Origin of the sequence: Streptomyces sp. LS1784, assembly GCF_020103755.1 — a bacterium.
Taxonomy (GTDB): Bacteria; Actinomycetota; Actinomycetes; order Streptomycetales; family Streptomycetaceae; genus Kitasatospora.
On sequence record NZ_JAHSQD010000895.1, the window covers coordinates 1 to 2,215 of the forward strand.

The 2,215-nt window shown below is 74.7% G+C and carries 2 protein-coding genes; both read right to left on the reverse strand.

Annotated features, from left to right (window positions below):
• Positions 1–204: 204 nt before the first annotated feature.
• Complete coding sequence (locus KS423_RS43935; RefSeq protein ID WP_374120168.1) at positions 205–798, reverse strand: SMC-Scp complex subunit ScpB; 594 nt, start codon at positions 796–798, stop codon at positions 205–207.
• 278 nt (positions 799–1,076) lie between these two features.
• Positions 1,077–1,940 (reverse strand): ScpA family protein, encoded by an 864-nt coding sequence (locus KS423_RS43940; RefSeq protein ID WP_224285286.1) that lies wholly within the window; start codon positions 1,938–1,940, stop codon positions 1,077–1,079.
• Positions 1,941–2,215: the final 275 nt, after the last annotated feature.

Consider the following 2,215-nt stretch of genomic DNA (forward strand, 5'->3'; position numbering starts at 1 on the left):
CGCCGCCGTACGAACCTCCACGCGCACCCGAGCCGCTGCGGCCGCTGCCGCCGCCGTAGGAGCCGCCGCCCCGGCCCCCGCCCTGTCCGCCGCGACCGCTCCCGCCGCCGCTGCTGTTCCTGCCGTTGCCACTGCTACGCATCAAAGTGTCCGTACGTCGTTCCGTCTGGGATGTGCGGTCGTTTCGGCCGACCTCACCGCCCCCTACCGATCGGGCCCGGCCCGACCGGCCTCGCCACTGCCGTCCGCGGCCTGCGCGGCAGCGGCGGCGACCGCCTCCGCGATCATCGTGCCCTCCAGGGACTCCGCTTCCACGTCGTCGACCTCGGGCAGGAAGGGAGCGAGCTCCGGCAGCTCGTCCAGGCCGCGGAGCCCCATCCGTTCCAGGAAGTAGTTCGTCGTCCGATACAGGATCGCACCTGTTTCGGGCTCGGATCCGGCCTCTTCCACCAGTCCTCGCTGTACCAGGGTACGCATCACGCCGTCACAGTTCACACCGCGGACGGCGGAAACCCGCGATCTGGACACCGGCTGCCGGTAGGCGACCACTGCCAGGGTCTCCAGCGCGGCCTGGGTGAGCCGGGCCTGCTGGCCGTCCAGGAGGAAGCGGTCGACCATCGCGGAGCAGGTGTCCCGGCTGTAGAACCGCCAGCCGCCCGCGACCAGCCGCAGGTCGAATCCGCGGCCCTGGGCCGTGTACTCGGCGGACAGCTCGCGCAGCACGGCCGCCACCTCGGCCCGGGGTCGCTCCAGCACCCCGGCCAGCCGCTCCTCCGCCACCGGCTCGTCGACGACCATCAGGACGGCCTCCAGCTCGGCCCGCAGCCCGGCGTCGGCGGGCCCCTCGGCACCGGAAGTCGACGAGGCCGACTTCCGGTGCACGACGCGCGCTTCCGCCGCCTCGAAGCCGCCCCCCGCCTCGGACCCGGCCGGTTCCCCCGAATCCACCGGCTCTGCCGGCTCCACCGGCTCCGGCAGCAGCTCGAAGGCCGGCTCCAGCCACTCCTCGGCCCGCGGCCGCCCCGGCAGCCCCAGCGGACGCCGCACCGGCCGCCCGCCCTCGTTCCCACCGCTCATCACCGCTCGTCCTCCTTGACCTCGCCGGCCGGCCGGTCGAACTCGTCCGTCACCTCGACCGCCACCCGGCCCTCCTCGGCCACCCAGCGCACCAGCAGCTCTCCGAGCGCCTCCGGCTGTTCGAAGGCGAGCACCCGCTCCCGGTACAGCTCCAGCAGCGCCAGGAAGCGGGCGACCACCACCAGGTCGTCCGGCGCATCCTCGACCAGCTGCTGGAACGTGGCCTCACCCAGCTCGGTGAGCAGCCCCACCACCAGCCCTGCCTGCTCGCGCACGCTCACCGGCGGGGTGTGGATGTGGTCCACGGAGACGACCGGCGCGGGTCTGGGCTCCATCGCCTTGGCCGCCAGCTCGGCGAACCGCTGCGGCCCGGTGCCGATGACCACCTCGGGCAGCAGCTCCGCGTGCCGGGGCTCCAGGGCGGCGGTCCGCGGCCGGCGCAGCAGCTCGGCCGCCCAGCGCTCGCCGAACAGCGCCGCCGCCCGCTTGTACGCCCGGTACTGGAGCAGCCGCGCGAACAGCAGGTCGCGGGCCTCCAGCAGGGCCAGGTCGGCCTCGTCCTCGACCTCCGCCACGGGCAGCAGCCGGGCAGCCTTGAGGTCGAGCAGGGTCGCGGCCACCACCAGGAACTCGGTCGCCGCGTCCAGGTCCCAGTCCGGGCCCATCGCCCGGATGTGCGTCATGAACTCGTCCGTCACGGTGGCCAGCGCCACCTCGGTGACGTCCAGCTTGTGCTTGGCGATCAGGCTGAGCAGCAGGTCGAAGGGGCCCTCGAAGTTGTCCAGCCGTACCCGGAAGCCGCCCCGCGACCGGTCCTCGGTCGCGCTCGCGGCGGTGGCGGCTGGTTCGGCGGTACTGGGCATGGCGGTCCATCTTCACCCGTCCCCGCCTGCTGCCCCGCCCCGGGGTCTCCCGACACGCCGTTCCACCCGGGCCCCGGACCGATGTCCACCCGGCGCCCACTGGCCCGTACGAGGCCCTCGGCGCCCGCCCCGGCCCTGGCTGCCGGCCGACCGGTCCGATGCCCCGCCCGCGCCTCGCCCGTGCCCGCGGAATACCGGCCGACGGCCCCTCCCGTCCCAGCGAACCGACCACGGTGTCCCGCCAGGGGGTCGCGCGGCCCCGGGAGCGGCCCTCC